At 66.1% G+C, this 12,357-nt stretch carries 12 protein-coding genes; 8 read left to right on the top strand and 4 right to left on the bottom strand.

What is annotated here, in order from left to right; all coding sequences use genetic code 11:
* Positions 1-4 precede the first annotated feature (4 nt).
* The 6 genes from AUL31_RS04870 (at position 5) to AUL31_RS04845 (ending at position 5,991) form a co-directional block, all read left to right on the top strand.
* Positions 5-817, top strand: coding sequence for a DUF3100 domain-containing protein (locus AUL31_RS04870; protein ID WP_060602224.1), 813 nt, complete (start codon positions 5-7; stop codon positions 815-817).
* A 10-nt stretch (positions 818-827) separates the two neighbouring features.
* Positions 828-1,340: a hypothetical protein gene (locus AUL31_RS04865; protein ID WP_060602221.1), complete on the top strand. Its 513-nt coding sequence runs from the start codon at positions 828-830 to the stop codon at positions 1,338-1,340.
* A gap of 27 nt (positions 1,341-1,367) precedes the next feature.
* On the top strand, positions 1,368-2,528 hold the full coding sequence (locus AUL31_RS04860) for a M20 aminoacylase family protein (protein ID WP_060602215.1): 1,161 nt from the start codon (positions 1,368-1,370) through the stop codon (positions 2,526-2,528).
* 12 nt (positions 2,529-2,540) lie between these two features.
* Positions 2,541-3,446: a LysR family transcriptional regulator gene (locus AUL31_RS04855; RefSeq protein ID WP_060602212.1), complete on the top strand. Its 906-nt coding sequence runs from the start codon at positions 2,541-2,543 to the stop codon at positions 3,444-3,446.
* A 111-nt stretch (positions 3,447-3,557) separates the two neighbouring features.
* A complete protein-coding gene (locus tag AUL31_RS04850; RefSeq protein WP_060602209.1) occupies positions 3,558-4,460 on the top strand; it encodes an NAD(P)-dependent oxidoreductase in 903 nt (300 codons plus the stop codon).
* Entirely contained in the window at positions 4,453-5,991 is a 1,539-nt protein-coding gene (locus AUL31_RS04845) for an aldehyde dehydrogenase family protein (RefSeq protein ID WP_060602206.1), read from the top strand. Before AUL31_RS04850 ends, AUL31_RS04845 begins: the two co-directional genes overlap by 8 nt.
* A gap of 43 nt (positions 5,992-6,034) precedes the next feature.
* On the opposite strand, the gene AUL31_RS04840 is transcribed toward AUL31_RS04845, so the two are convergent.
* A complete protein-coding gene (locus AUL31_RS04840) occupies positions 6,035-7,732 on the bottom strand; it encodes a hybrid sensor histidine kinase/response regulator (RefSeq protein WP_192842509.1) in 1,698 nt (565 codons plus the stop codon).
* A gap of 91 nt (positions 7,733-7,823) precedes the next feature.
* Positions 7,824-8,588, bottom strand: a complete 765-nt coding sequence (locus tag AUL31_RS04835) for a MauE/DoxX family redox-associated membrane protein (protein WP_060602202.1) — start codon at positions 8,586-8,588, stop codon at positions 7,824-7,826.
* 172 nt (positions 8,589-8,760) lie between these two features.
* Here AUL31_RS04835 and AUL31_RS04830 point away from each other — a divergent pair, with 172 nt between their 5' ends.
* Both AUL31_RS04830 and mazG read left to right on the top strand, forming a co-directional pair.
* On the top strand, positions 8,761-9,465 hold the full coding sequence (locus tag AUL31_RS04830; protein ID WP_060602199.1) for an SDR family oxidoreductase: 705 nt from the start codon (positions 8,761-8,763) through the stop codon (positions 9,463-9,465).
* A gap of 28 nt (positions 9,466-9,493) precedes the next feature.
* Positions 9,494-10,351, top strand: a complete 858-nt coding sequence (gene mazG / locus AUL31_RS04825; protein WP_060602196.1) for a nucleoside triphosphate pyrophosphohydrolase — start codon at positions 9,494-9,496, stop codon at positions 10,349-10,351.
* Here mazG and AUL31_RS04820 read toward each other — a convergent pair.
* Positions 10,348-11,046 carry an aspartate/glutamate racemase family protein gene (locus tag AUL31_RS04820; protein WP_082646792.1) on the bottom strand — a complete coding sequence of 233 codons (699 nt, stop codon included), beginning with the start codon at positions 11,044-11,046 and terminating at the stop codon, positions 10,348-10,350. The two genes, mazG and AUL31_RS04820, sit on opposite strands and share 4 nt — an antisense overlap.
* Positions 11,037-12,357 (bottom strand): GTPase HflX (hflX, locus tag AUL31_RS04815; protein ID WP_156417284.1); only part of this gene is annotated, 1,321 nt, incomplete at its 5' end. The genes AUL31_RS04820 and hflX, both read right to left, overlap by 10 nt.

The following is a 12,357-nucleotide window of genomic DNA, read 5'->3' as shown; positions in this document are numbered from 1 at the left end:
CTTCATGAGCCGCGTCCTTTCGAGGGATGCGATGGCACTGCACCTTACGGTTCTGGCCATCGTGATTATCGCCGACCTGATCGGCGTTATCCGGGTGCCGATCGGCATCGCCACCATCATCCTCCTGCCGATCCTGTACGCCTTCGCCATCGGCATCGCGCTCAACCCCTCGATCTGCAGGCCGATGTCGCGCATTCTCACGCCGCGCTCCACAAAGATCGCCGGGGGTATGATCACCATTGCGATCATGCCGTTCATCGCCCGTTTCGGAACGACCGTCGGACCGCAGATCGAGGCCATCATCGACGCGGGGCCGGCCCTGATCCTGCAGGAGCTGGGAAATCTCGGCACCATCGTCGTGGCATTCCCGGTCGCCGTCTTCCTGCTGCGCATGGGCCGCGAAGCCATCGGCGCCAGCTATTCCATCGACCGCGAGCCAAACCTTGCGCTGATCGCCGAGAAATACGGCCTGAACAGCCCGGAGGGCGCCGGAGCCATGGGCGTCTACGCAACCGGCACCCTCATCGGCACCTTCGTCTTCGCCATCATGCCGCCGCTGATCCACGCGCTCGGCATCTTCGACATCCGTGCGCTGGCCATGTCGTGCGGCGTCGGCTCCGGCTCGATGCTGGCAGCATGCACGGGCGGTCTGGTTGCGGTGGTACCGGATCAGGAGCAGCTCATCCTTGCGCTCGCCGCCGCCAGCAACATCCTGACCTATGCGACGGGGCTGTATGTCGGCCTGTTCGTCGCGCTTCCGCTGACGGAGTGGCTGTACCGAAAGTCGCGCCCGCACGAATTCGCAAACGCCGCCTGAGGACACCGACATGAGCAACGCAACAGACAAGAGCGTGTCCGACCTTCGGGACGTGATCGTGGAAGAAGACGAGCGTGCCGTGCCCCTGGGCGAAAAGATGGCGATGCTGGCGGTGGCCGGCATCATCGGGCTGGCCGCCAACTGGGCCGCAACCGGCACCACCGCCTTGGAGGCGCTGCCCGGCATGCTGATCCTTCTGGCGGCATCCGCGCTCGGCCTCATCATCGCGCAGGTGGTACCGCTGAAACTGCCTGCCGTGGCCTGGGTTTCGCTGATCGCCATCCTGATCACCATTCCGGGCCTGCCGGGTTCGGCCACGGTGCTGGATGCCGTCAGCCGCCTCAACTTCCTGGCGCTGGCAACGCCGGCGCTGGCCTATGGCGGCCTTGCGCTGACGCAGACCGAGTTCCGCATTGCGCGCACATCGGGCTGGAAGATCGTCATCGTGGCCATCTGCGTGATGTTCGGCACTTACATCGGCTCGGTGGTCATCGCAGACCTGACGCTGCGGCTTTTCGGCTGACATCCGACTTACGAAGAGGCGCTATCCATGTCCGCAGTCCTGCCCGGCGATACGATCGCGGAAGCCGTCAACTGGCGCCATGCCCTGCATCGCCGGCCCGAGCTGGCGTTCCACGAAACGGAAACCGCCGACTTCATCGCATCCCGCCTCGAAAGCTTCGGGCTGGCGGTGCGGCGCGGTTATGGAACGACCGGGCTGGTGGCCACCCTGTCGCGTGGAACGTCCAGCCGTGTCGTCGGCCTGCGTGCCGACATGGACGCCCTGCCCATCATGGAGGCAAGCGGCGTCGCCCATGCCTCGCTTGTTCCGGGCGTCATGCATGCCTGCGGGCACGATGGGCATGTGACCATGCTGCTGGCCGCCGCGCGCGAGATCGCCGCCCTGCCCGATCTGGACGGCACGGTGCATTTCATCTTCCAGCCGGCGGAAGAGGTTGAGGGCGGCGCGCGGGAGATGATCCGCGACGGGCTGTTCCGCGATTTCCCGGTGGACGAGGTCTACGGCATCCACAACTGGCCGGGCCTGAAGCCGGGCGCGATGGTGGCGCGCGACGGGGCGATGATGGCGGCCTTCGCGACATTCGAGATTTCCGTCACGGGCCGCGGTTCGCATGGCGCGATGCCGCACGAGGGAGCCGATCCAATCCTGGCTGCAAGCCAGATCGTGACCGCGCTGCAATCCATCGCGGCGCGCAACGTGTCTCCGCTGGAGGCGGCGGTGGTGTCCGCCACCCAGATCCACGGCGGCGATGCCTATAACGTCATTCCCGAATCGGTCGTCATCCGGGGCACGACGCGCTGGTTTTCGCCGGCCGTGGGCGACGTGATCGAGGCGCGCCTGGGCGCGGTCGCCTCCATGGTGGCGACGGCCATGGGCGCCAGCGCGACGGTCGATTACAAGCGCCTCTACCCGGCAACCATCAACACGCCGGCCAAAGCCGCCGACATCCGCGCCATCGCCGGCGGCACGACCGGCCTGACGGTCGAGGACAGCGCCCCCAGCATGGCGGCGGAGGATTTCGCCTTCATGCTGGAAGAGCGGCCCGGCGCCTATATCTGGCTGGGCGCCGCCCGGGATGGAGACAATCCCGGCCTGCACTCGCCGCGCTTCGATTTCAACGATGCCATCCTGGGAGACGGCATCCGCCTGTGGCGCGACATCGCCGCCGCACGCCTTGCCCGGGCGTGATATGATGGGCGCATGGATTTCATCGACGCCAAGGCCCTGCGCCACTTCCTGACCGTCGTGCGCCACGGCTCGTTTCGTGCGGCCGCCGAGCAGCTCAACGTGGCGCCCTCGGCCGTCAGCCGGCAGATCGCCGATCTCGAATACGAGATCGGCCTTCCCCTTTTCGAACGTACGGCGCGCGGCGCCACGCTGACGCCGGCCGGTTCCCTTCTGCTGGAACATGGGCGTCGCCTGACCGAGGAAGGCGGCCTGCTGCGAGAGGAACTCGACCGGCTGAAGGGCGGCGAGCAGCGCCGCGTGGCCATCGTGTGCGGCGAGGGCTTCGTCGGCGACCTGATCGACAATGGCCTGGCGCCGTTCTTTACCATTTATCCGCACGTCCGGCATGCGCTGCAACTGGCCGGCACCGACGCCATCGTGGAAGCCATCGCCAATGGCGAGGCGGATATCGGCCTTGTGTACAATCCCCCGGTCGAGACGCGGATCCGGTCCATCGCCATCAAGCGGCAACCGCTGTGCATGGTCACACGGAAGGACGATGCCTTGCTGGATGCGGGCCGGGCCGATCTTGCCGCCGGCCTGCACCGGCCGCTGGCTTTGCTGACAGAGGGGCACGGCACACGGCAACTCGTGGCCCGGATGGCGGCGGATGCGGGCCTTGCCATCGCCCCGGTACTGGAAACCCAGTCGATCGATGCTCTGCGCCGTTTCGCGATGGCGGGGGGCGTAACCTTCCTGCCGCATTTCGCGGTGGCAAACGAGATTGCGGCGGGGCTGCTGGGCGCGTGCGAGCTGGACCACCCCTTGGCCCTGCAGGCCAGTGCGCATCTGATCGTGCGGGCGCATCGCCGCCTGCCCACCTCGGTAGACAATCTTGCCAGCCATCTGTCGCAGAACATGGCCGCCTTTCGGCTCTGAGGTTCGCTCATTGCGCAAAGCGCAACGCTTTGTTCCGGGGTTGGTGCCTATCGCCTGTCGCCGACCAGCCCCACCCTTGCATCGATAGATCGCAACATCAGGGGATGATCGATGGACAGGAAAACGCGCGTCGGCGTCGTCGGCCTCGGGGCAATGGGGTTCGGAATGGCGGCCACGCTGGCCAAAGCCGGCTTTGCGGTCACGGGCTACGACCTGAGCGCCGGTAAGGCCGAGGCGGCGGCGGAGGCGGGTTTCGGCTTCGTCACCGAGCCGGGCGAGCTGTTCTCTTCCAGTGAGCGGATCGTCTTTTCCCTCCCCACCGCGCAGGACGTGGCGGCGATGCTGGAAGCGCACGCCGCAGCGGTCGGTACGCAGGCGGAAGGCCGGGTGATCCTGATCGATACCTCTACCTCCGAGCCGGATGTCAGCCGCGCCTTGGCGCGGCGCCTGGCGGATGCGGGGCACGGCTTCCTCGATGCGCCGGTCAGCGGTGGCCCGGCCGGCGCGGCGTCCGGCAAGCTGACCATGATGATCGGCGGCGACGAAGCGAACCTGGCAGAGGCGCGCACCGTGGTCGAGGCGCTGGCTGCGAAGATCCTGCATGTCGGCCCCAGCGGCGCCGGCAACGTCGCCAAGCTGGTCAACAACCTGCTGGTTGCAGCGCATATGCTGACGACCCAGGAGGCGTTGAAGCTGGCGGTCGGCGCCGGCGTCGAGCCCGAGTCCGTGCTGCGCGTGCTGAACGCCGCCACCGGCCGCAGCGCCATCAGCGAAATCCACTTTCCCAACTGGGTCATGTCCGGTCGCTTCGACAGCGGCTTTTCGATGGGGCTGATGCGCAAGGATGTGCGCCTGGCCGGCGCCATGGCCGACGAGTTCGGCGTCGATCTGCCGCTCTGCGGCCATGTGCGCGACATCTGGGCGGCAAGCGCCGAGCGCCTTGCCGACGGGCAGGACTTCACACGCATGGGCGACTACGCAGGCAACAACGAAAGGGCCAAAGGCAATGGATGACGCGCACAACGCACCCGACCAGACCGACCGCATCGAAGAGCTTGTCGCCGGCCTGATCCCCGGTGGGCGTATCGGCAGCCTGGTCGATGGCGCGATCGTGGCCGGCACCGGCGAAACGCTCCATCTGACCGACCCCGCCAACGGCCGCGTCTTCGCCAGCTTCCGCGATGCGGGGCAAACGGTGGTCGACGCCGCGATGGACGCCGCCACGCGTGCCCAGAAAGAGTGGGCCGCCCTCACAGGTTCGGCCCGGGGCCGCATCCTGTACGAGGTGGGACGCCTCGTGCGTGCCAATGCCGAGGCCATCGCCGAGATGGAATGCCGCTCCGCCGGCCGGCCGATCCGCGACATGCGCGGCGAAGCCGTCCGCGTCGCCGAAATGTTCGAATATTACGCCGGCTGGTGCGACAAGCTGCATGGCGAGGTCATCCCGGTGCCCAGCAGCCACCTCAATTACACGCGGCGCGAGCCCATCGGCGTCGTCACGCAGATCACGCCCTGGAACGCACCGCTGTTTACCGGCGGATGGCAGATCGCTCCGGCGCTGGCGGCCGGCAATGGCGTCGTCATCAAGCCGTCGGAACTGACTCCGCTGTCCACCATCGTGCTCGGCCGTCTGTGCGAAAAGGCCGGCGCGCCGCGGGGCCTGGTCAACGTCCTGGCCGGAGCGGGCGCAACCACCGGCGCGGCAGCCGTGGCGCATGACGCGACGGGGCTTGTGGTCTTCGTCGGCTCGGCGGCGGGCGGTGTCGCCGTCGCAACGGCTGCGGCGCGCAAAACGGTGCCCTGCATCCTCGAACTGGGTGGCAAATCCGGCAACATCGTCTTTCCCGATGCCGACATCGACAGGGCGATCCTGGGGGCGCAATCCGCCATCTTCGGAGGCGCGGGGCAAAGCTGCGTCGCCGGCTCCCGCCTTCTGGTGCATCGCTCCATCCACTCGGCTTTCGTGGAGCGCTATGCCAGGGCGGCGGAAAAGATCCCGTTCGGGCATCCGGCCTCTGCGGATACGCAGATCGGACCGATCAACAATGGCCGTCAGTTCGACAAGATCGGCGAGATGGTCGCACGGGGCGTCGCGGATGGGGCAAGGCTGGCCACCGGCGGGCCGGCAGGCGGTGCATTGGCGGAAACGGGCGGCTATTTCTTTGCGCCGACGATCCTGGATCATGTGAAGCCGGAGATGGAGATCGCCCGCGAAGAGGTGTTCGGCCCGGTCGTCGCCGTCATGCCCTTCGATACGGAAGAGGAAGCCATCGCGCTGGCCAATGCGACGCCTTACGGCCTGGCCGGCGCAGTCTGGACCGGCGATGTCGGGCGCGCGCATCGTGTCGCGGCCGGCGTGCGTGCGGGCACCTTCTGGATAAACGGCTACAAGACCATCAACGTCATGTCGCCCTTCGGCGGTTTCGGCCGCAGCGGCTATGGCCGCTCCAGCGGGCTGGAAGCCCTGCACGCCTACACGCAGGTCAAGAGCGTGTGGGTGGAAACGGCTGCGAACCCGCCCGTCGCCTTCGGCTATACGGGCTGACCGGGCCGGCCCCGGCGGACATGGCCTTGCCTGTCGCCGGGGCTCAGCCTTCGATCATGTCGCGGATGCGTATGGAAAGCGCCGCTATGTCGAACGGCTTGGTGATGATCTGCATGTCCGGCGGCAGGCGGTCGGTGTCCCCCTGCACGGCGGTCTCGGCATATCCCGTGACAAACAGCACCTTCAACCCGGGCCGCAAGGCCCGGGCCTCATCGGCCAGTTGCCGCCCGTTCATGCCGCCCGGCAGCCCGACATCCGTCACCAGAAGATCGATGGTCGCATCGGATGACAGGATGTCCAGCGCTTCCGCGCCGTCGCCGGCTTCCAGCCCGGCAAACCCGACCTCGGTAACGGCATCCACCAGAAGCATCCGCACAAGAGTCTCGTCGTCCACCACAAGGACGGTGCGCTCCGCGCCCGAAACGGGGGCGACCTCTCCCTGCGCGGTGGCCGCCTCGGCGGCGGGCGCATCGCTGCTGCGCGGCAGATGCAGGCAGACGGTCGTTCCCTCGCCCGGTTCTGATGTAATGCGCACCTGCCCGCCCGACTGGCGTGCGAAGCCGTAGATCATCGACAGGCCGAGGCCGGTGCCGACGCCGATCGGCTTGGTGGTGAAAAACGGCTCGAATGCCTTGGCGATCACGTCCGGCGTCATGCCTGCGCCGGTATCGGTAACGCACATCGTGACGAAGTCGCCCACCGGCAGGGACAGCTCCCGCGCCGTTGCTTCGTCCACGCTCTGGTTGCGCGTTTCGATGGTGATCTGCCCGCCATCGGGCATGGCGTCCCGCGCGTTGATGCACAGGTTCAACAAGGCGTTCTCGAGCTGGTTGGCGTCTACCAGCGTCGGCCAAAGCGCCTCATCCTGGCGCACGTCCAGGTAAATCGCCGGGCCAACGGTCCGCTGGATCAGATCCTGCATCTCGCAGACGAGCCGGTTCACATCCGTCGGCTGCGGGTCCAGTGTCTGGCGGCGCGAAAAGGCCAGCAGCCGATGGGTCAGCGCCGCAGCGCGCCGCGCCGCGGACTGGGCGCCCGACATGTAGCGGTCGATGTCGTCGAGGCGGCCCTGCCTTATGCGCGCCTGCATCATGTCGAGCGAACCGGAGATCGCCGCCAGCAGATTGTTGAAATCATGCGCGATGCCGCCGGTGAGCTGCCCCACCGCCTCCATCTTCTGCGACTGGCGCAATGCCTCTTCGGTCGTGATCAGGTGTGCGGTCTGCTCCGCAACGCGCTGCTCCAGCGTCTCGGCCAGATCGCGCGCCACTTCCTCGCTGGCCTGGAGGGCCGCCTCGGCCTGCTTGCGGTCGGTGATATCGCGGAAAAGCACGGATACCTGCTTAAGGGTCGCGGGCTCCACGCGTGAGGCCGAAACCTCGATGTGGCGCCCAACCTCCGCAAAGCGGCGCTCGAAGCGAATGGGCTGGCCCGTGCGCAGCACCGCGCCATACAGGGCTACCCACTCGGCGCCCTCATCCGGAGCGATGTCGTAGACCGACTTTCCCACAATGTCCGGAATACCGGTATGCCGGCCATAGCCGGAATTGGCCTCGACATGGATATAGTCGCTGAGTTGACCGTAAGGCCCGTCGACGAACTCGATGATGCAGAAACCGTCGTCGATGGCTTCGAACAAGGCGCGGTACCGCGCCCGCGCCTGCGCCAGCGCCTCAATCAGCACCAGATCGGAGTCCGGTTCGATCGCCCCGTCGCGGGGTGGAAAATCTGTCTCGCTCAAGCGGTTGCCCTATGTCGCGGCATGGATCTGCAGGGAACTACTCGCACGATCCGCGCTCAACCGAAAGGTGCAGTCTCCTGCGCAACGACATTCAGTGCGCGAGGAGCCACGGCTTGAACAGCATCCACAGCGCCATGGCCACCATCATGACATTCTCGGTCAGCGATACGAAGCCGAGCGGCACGTTGCTGTCGCCGCCGACGCAGGCGCATTTCAACGAGCGCTTGTCGATATAGACCGCCTTGTAGACGGATACCGCGCCGATCGTGCCGATGAACAGGGATACGGGGATGGCCAGCCACATCAGCGCCCCGGCGATCATCAGGACGCCGGCCAGGCCCTCGGCAAAGGGATAGACATAGGCATAGGGAACGTACCGCCGCGCCAGAAGGTCGTAGCCGAGGAACATGTTGGAAAAGCTCTCGACATCCCGCAGCTTCTGCACGGCCAGAAGACACATGGAAATGGCGATGAACCATTCCCCGGCGGCGATGGTGGCGAGCGTACCGAAGGCTGCCCAACTCGTCGCCAGGGCCATCAGCGCCGCCATGGCGAAAATGGCGATGACCGGCTTGTAGGTAACGGCCTTCTTGTCCGCCACGGCAAGGCCGAAATGCCTGCGAAGGTCATCGTAACCGCCCACGCGCCGGCCGCCGATGAAGGTCTGCGGTGTGGTCTTCACGTCGTGACGCTCTTTGAAGGCATCCGTTTCGGCCCGGTTGGCCAGCTTGTGATCCTCGACGTCGAAACCCTTGCGCTGCAGAAGGTCCAGCGCCTTGAGGCCGAACGGACAGACATGGTCGGGCGTGACCATGCGATACAGAACCGCCTTTCCTGCGTTTGTCGACGTCGTCATGTCTGCAACTCCAGATTCCTTCACGGGGCGGAACGGCCCCGATCTTCCACCCGTCAGATGGGGCTTCCCATGGTTGGAAGGTCAAGCCCATCCTGCCATGATTATTTGCGCTTGAGCCGAAGAGCACACAAACCTAATGAAGCTCAAACAGTTTTCGAGAGGGCCCGTCCGCATGACCCAGCATCGCGTCGCCATCGTCACCGCAGCCGGCAGCGGCATGGGAGAAGCGGCCGCCCGCCGCCTTGCCGAGGACGGTTTCAAGCTTGCCATCCTGTCGTCATCGGGACGCGGCGCGGCATTGGCCGAAGAGCTGGGCGGTTTCGGCGTCACCGGCAACAACCAGTCCAACGACGATCTGAAGCGCCTCGTTGACGGTACGATGGAGCGATGGGGGCGCATCGACGCGCTGGTCAACAGTGCCGGACACGGACCGCGCGCACCGATCCTGGACCTGACCGACGAAGACTGGCACCGCGGCCTCGACGTCTACTTCATGAATGTCGTGCGCTCGGTCCGGCTTGTCGCCCCGGTCATGGTGCATCAAAAGGGCGGAGCGATCGTCAACATCTCCACCTTCGCGGCCTTCGAACCTGATCCGGTGTTTCCGACATCCGGCGTTTTCCGTGCCGGCCTTGCATCCTACGCCAAGCTCTTCGCAGACCGGTATGCCGCGGACAATGTGCGGATGAACAACGTCCTCCCCGGCTTCATCGACAGCCTGGCCGAAAAGGCCGAGTTCCGCGAGCGCATTCCCATGGGCCGCTATGGCCGGGCCGAAGAGGTTGCCGCAACCATATCGTTCCTCGTATCGGAGGGCGGCGGCTATATAACGGGGCAGAACATCCGCGTCGACGGCGGCATCACCCGCGCCGTCTGACCGCCTTTTTCCAGGATCGGCACTTTTCATGCAGGCTTCACGCGATATCGGCAGGCTGGTGGACATCATGCGTGCCCTGCGCACGCCCCGTACCGGCTGCCCATGGGATCTGGAACAGAGCTTCGATTCCATCGTGCCATACACGGTGGAAGAGACCTACGAAGTTGTCGACGCCATCGAGCGGCGCGACGCCGAAGACCTGTGCGAAGAACTGGGCGATCTGCTGCTGCAAGTGGTCTACTACTGCCAACTGGCAGAGGAAGAGGGCCTGTTCGCCTTTGGCGACGTGGTCGAGGGCATCACCGCCAAGATGATCCGCCGCCACCCGCATGTTTTCGGCGACGCAGAGGCGCGGTCGGCCGGAAGCGCCAAGGGCCAATGGAACCGTATCAAGGCGCAGGAGAAGGCGTTGCGCGCAGAGCGCCGGGCCGCCCGCGCCAATACATCCGCAGACGGCGAGTGGGCGCCCAGACCCACGCCGGAGAAGGCCGGCCTCCTCGACACCGTACCGGGCGCACTCCCTGCCCTTGCTCTTGCGTTGAAGGTCCAACAAAAAGCTGCAACCGTTGGTTTTGACTGGGAGAAGCCGGAGCCGATCATCGCCAAGATCCGGGAAGAGATCGCCGAATTCGAGGAAGCCCAAGACAATGCCGATCCGACGGCACAGGAGGACGAACTGGGCGATATCCTGTTCAGTGTCGTCAATCTGGCGCGCGCCACGCAGATCGATCCAGATGCCGCCCTGCGCCGCACGACGGCCAAGTTCCGGAAGCGTTTTTCTTATGTAGAAAAGGGTGTTGGCGGATTTTCCTCCGATGAAGGAAAAGCAGCCACGCTGGAGCAGATGGAGGCTCTCTGGCAGGAGGCGAAGACCAGGGCGCCTTAGGTAGACGCCAACGCGGCCTCCACCAGGGCGTCCACATGGATGGCGGTGGTGTCGAACACCGGGACGGAACTGTCGTCAGGCCCCACCAGCAGCATGATTTCGGTGCAGCCCAGTATGATCGCCTCGGCGCCGGCCTCCACAAGGCGCGCAATCACCGCACGATAGGCCGCGCGCGATCCGTCGTCGACGATACCGGCAACCAGCTCCTGGTAGATGATGCGATGCACGGTTGCCCGGTCTTCCGCCTCGGGGACGATGACATCTAGCCCGAACCTGTCCGCCAGCCGCCCCTTGTAGAAGTGCTGCTCCATGGTGAAGGCGGTGCCCAGCAGACCGACCTTCCTGGAGCCGGCATCTGCAATGCGTTGCCCTGTGGGGTCCGCAATGTGGATGAGCTTGCCCGGCACGGCGGCCTCGATCTGGGGGGCAAGCCGGTGCATGGTGTTGGTGCAGAGGGCGATCACGTCCGCACCGGCACGGTCGAGCCGCTCGGCGGCGTCGACCATAAGCGCGGCAAGCCCTTCCCAGTCGCCGTCATGCTGCCGCCGCTCGATCTCCGCAAAGTCGAACGACCACAAGATGCAGCTTGCCGACGCCGTCGGCCCCCTCGCGGCGCGAACGCCGCGATTGAGCAGGCGATAATATTCGGCCGAGCTTTCCCAGCTCATGCCGCCGATAAGGCCGATCATGACCACGGGCGACCCGCCGCGTCGGCCGCATCGGGGATGGGGTCGGCCGCCTTCATGGCGGTGGTTTCGATCACCATGCCGGGATGCCGGCCGGCAAGGCGGCGCAGCTCGGCCCGGGCCTGGTCTGTCATCGCAAGGGTCAGCGCAACGCTGCCGTCTTCGCGGTCTTCCCGCTCCGTCACGGTGGCATTGTCGTAGAGCCATGGCAGCAGCGCCAGGCTGGATGACGGCAACTCCAGATGCAGCGGCTGGGCGGCGCCGGCGATGCGCTCCTCTATCGCGGCCATGAGCGCGTCGACGCCCTCGCCCGTTAATGCCGACACCAGATGCGCCGCATGCCCGGGCGCAGAGTCGGCGGCAGCGGACAGACGCTCGCGCGCCACCTCATCCATCAGGTCCGCCTTGTTCCACACCTCGATCACATGGTCCGTATCGTCTGGGTCCACCTCCAGGCTGGACAGGATCTTGCGCACGTCGGATGCCTGCGCGGCCGCTTCGGGATGCGCCATATCGCGGACATGAAGCACGAGGTCCGCCTCGATCACCTCTTCCAGCGTTGCGCGGAAAGCCGCCACCAAATGGGTGGGGAGGTCCGAGATGAAGCCCACCGTGTCGGAAAAGATCACCGGCGTGCCATGCGGAAGGGTGATGCGCCGCAAGGTGGGGTCGAGCGTCGCGAACAGGAGATCCTTGGCAAGGATGTCCGCGCCGGTGACCGTGTTGAACAGGGTGGACTTTCCGGCATTGGTGTAGCCGACCAGCGCCACGGTGGGGTGCGGCGCCTTCTTGCGCTTGGCCCGATGCAGCGTGCGCGTCCGACGGACGGCGTCCAGCTCCTTTTCGAGGCGCTTGATCTTTTCCTGGAGCTGCCGCCGGTCGGCCTCGATCTGGGTTTCGCCGGGGCCGCCGAGAAAGCCGGCACCGCCGCGCTGGCGCTCAAGGTGCGTCCACGACCTCACGAGCCGGCCGCGCTGATAGTTGAGATGCGCAAGTTCGACCTGCAACCGCCCTTCGCGCGTGCGGGCGCGCCGCCCGAAAATCTCCAGGATCAGCCCGGTGCGGTCGAGCACCTTGCAGTCCAGTTCCTTTTCGAGATTGCGCTGCTGCACGGGCGTCAGCGGATGATCGACGATGACGAGGCCGATCTCTTCGGCGGCAACGAGCCCCTTCAGCTCGTCGACCTTGCCGGCGCCGATCAGCGTCGCGGGCCGCGCCTTGGCCACCTGCACCAGTTCGGCGGCAACGATGTCGAGTTCGATGGCAGCGGCAAGGCCAACGGCCTCGGCCAGCTTTTCCTCACCGCCGCGGCGGGCCGCC

The sequence above is a fragment of the Aureimonas altamirensis genome (genome assembly GCF_001463885.1).
Lineage (GTDB): Bacteria > Pseudomonadota > Alphaproteobacteria > Rhizobiales > Rhizobiaceae > Aureimonas > Aureimonas altamirensis.
The sequence above is the reverse complement of the archived record's forward strand: the minus strand, read 5'-3'. Positions and strand labels throughout refer to the sequence as shown.

Bases quoted from the DNA above. Each gene is read 5' to 3' on its own strand.
- AUL31_RS04870 (WP_060602224.1), top strand. From the start codon at position 5: ATGAGCCGCGTCCTTTCGAGGGATGCGATGGCACTGCACCTTACGGTT.
- AUL31_RS04865 (WP_060602221.1), top strand. From the start codon at position 828: ATGAGCAACGCAACAGACAAGAGCGTGTCCGACCTTCGGGACGTGATC.
- AUL31_RS04860 (WP_060602215.1), top strand. From the start codon at position 1,368: ATGTCCGCAGTCCTGCCCGGCGATACGATCGCGGAAGCCGTCAACTGG.
- AUL31_RS04855 (WP_060602212.1), top strand. From the start codon at position 2,541: ATGGATTTCATCGACGCCAAGGCCCTGCGCCACTTCCTGACCGTCGTG.
- AUL31_RS04850 (WP_060602209.1), top strand. From the start codon at position 3,558: ATGGACAGGAAAACGCGCGTCGGCGTCGTCGGCCTCGGGGCAATGGGG.
- AUL31_RS04845 (WP_060602206.1), top strand. From the start codon at position 4,453: ATGGATGACGCGCACAACGCACCCGACCAGACCGACCGCATCGAAGAG.
- AUL31_RS04835 (WP_060602202.1), bottom strand. From the start codon at position 8,588: ATGACGACGTCGACAAACGCAGGAAAGGCGGTTCTGTATCGCATGGTC.
- AUL31_RS04830 (WP_060602199.1), top strand. From the start codon at position 8,761: ATGACCCAGCATCGCGTCGCCATCGTCACCGCAGCCGGCAGCGGCATG.
- mazG (WP_060602196.1), top strand. From the start codon at position 9,494: ATGCAGGCTTCACGCGATATCGGCAGGCTGGTGGACATCATGCGTGCC.